The sequence below is a fragment of the Paenibacillus sp. BAC0078 genome, assembly GCF_054483875.1.
In genome coordinates, this window is the sequence record NZ_JBTLRW010000058.1 from 1 (window position 1) to 1,201 (window position 1,201).

Below are 1,201 nucleotides of genomic sequence, written 5' to 3' on the forward strand. Positions count from 1 at the left end.
GAATGAGACACCCCAAGCCTATCTTCAAGAGTTGGAGCAAGCCGTCACCGACAGCCGTGTCTCTCACGGAAAAAAGCCGCTACCTCCTCTGTCGAAAGAGGAGGCGGAAACGAAAAAACAGAAAGTAAGCCTGACCGACCCGGAGTGCGGCTACATGATGCGTAAGGGCAAACCGGAAGGTTTTTTCTACCTGGACCACCGAACCGTTGACCACAAATTGAATATGATTACTGATGTTTACGTGACGCCAGGCAATGTCAATGACTCCACCGTATACATGGAGCGGTTGAATCGGCAACTGGAGACCTTTGGTTTTGCGGATACGCTAGAAGCCATTGCCCTGGATTCGGGATACATGGTTCCTTACATTTGTAAGCAGACCACGCGGTGGATGAATGTGATTGCAGAACGGACCACACCGGGCAAACCGGGTTTGTTTTCTAAAGAAGACTTTACCTATGACACCCAGAAGGACGTTTATGTGTGCCCAGAAGGACAACAACTGACCTACCGCACCACCAACCGCGCGGGCTATGAAGAGTATGCTTCGCCTAAGGCGTACTGCGCCATGTGCCCACGACTCTCCCAGTGTACCGAGACTCAAAACCACCAGCGTGTCATTCAGCGGCATGTGTGGGAGGAATACAAAGAGAGAGTTCGTCAAAACCGGAAAAGCACCGAAGGCGAGCGTATTTACAAGTACCGCGCTCAGACCATTGAGCGTAGCTTTGCTGATGCCAAAAACCTGCACGGATACCGTCGTTGCCGAATGCGCGGCAAGGCCAAGGTACAAGAACAGGCACTCATGACGGCCATTGCACAAAATGTGAAGAAAATTGCCCGATATTTAGCACAGAAGGAGGCTCGTGTTCTCCGTTTGTGTATGAGTACCTGTGAAATTCATCTCATTGGACGCCGTTTGGATTTCAAGTTAGCTTTTGCAGCTTAGAAATGGACTTTCTCAACAGTCTGAAAAACTCCGCTTATTTCCTTGTAAAATCATTGTTTGGATGGAATTGGAGAGAATTAAGTCTACTTTTTCAGACTGTTGAGAAACCCAATAATTCAATACGACATCGCATTCATTTGGTATAATATAGGTAACTTTGTAAGAAAGTGCGGTGTCTCATGTTAAACGAGAAGGATCAAGGGAATAGCGGGAAATATCAAATGGAGCTTGTCTGTTTGGATCAGTTGGTTC

Annotated in this window: 1 protein-coding gene; it reads left to right on the plus strand. The window is 47.6% G+C overall.

The features are described from left to right. Positions 1–949, plus strand: a 949-nt coding sequence (locus tag ACX1DY_RS31375; protein WP_458968039.1) for a transposase, incomplete at its 5' end; no start/stop codon positions are given. Positions 950–1,201 lie beyond the last annotated feature (252 nt).